General features: G+C 43.8%; 1 protein-coding gene and 1 tRNA gene. Both read left to right on the top strand.

Going from position 1 to position 518, the window contains the following annotated elements:
- On the top strand, window positions 1-209 hold a 209-nt coding region (locus ACTHUM_RS18625), incomplete at its 5' end, for a hypothetical protein (protein ID WP_440403771.1).
- Window positions 175-250: transfer RNA gene (locus ACTHUM_RS18620), tRNA-Phe, on the top strand. The genes ACTHUM_RS18625 and ACTHUM_RS18620, both read left to right, overlap by 35 nt.
- Window positions 251-518 lie beyond the last annotated feature (268 nt).

The following is a 518-nucleotide window of genomic DNA, read 5'->3' as shown; positions in this document are numbered from 1 at the left end:
ATCTTAGGCCGTCTGAAAATCAAACCGGCAAACCTAAAAAACCGCTAATTAAAACGAAAAATAATTCAATACAAAACAAAATCTTAATTTACCACCCAAAAAATAAAGCCTACAAACGCTTGCACAAGACAACGAAATTTGGTTTAATTCACATCTCGCAACGAAACACGCGAAGGCCAGATAGCTCAGTTGGTAGAGCAACGGATTGAAAATCCGTGTGTCGGCGGTTCGATTCCGCCTCTGGCCACCACCCACCGCCTTGAAGCGGTTATTTTTTTGTCTATGCGATTTGCACGCCATACTTAGCACAAATCCCGTTCCAGACCATGCGTCCCGATTTCCACACAAGGCCGTCTGAAAAATTTCAGACGGCCGTTATTCATGTTGGCATGGCATAAAAATCCGCTTTACCGCCCCATTCCGACAGAATACGGCGCTTCCATCCAAATCGGCTGAAACCTTCGCAAACATACTGAATATGAATAAAGTTCAAGGCCGGTCGGTTTACTATATAATAC

The organism is Neisseria sp. P0021.S006 (assembly GCF_051956895.1).
Note: the sequence above shows the minus strand (reverse complement) of the source record. Positions and strands in the feature narration are given on the sequence as shown.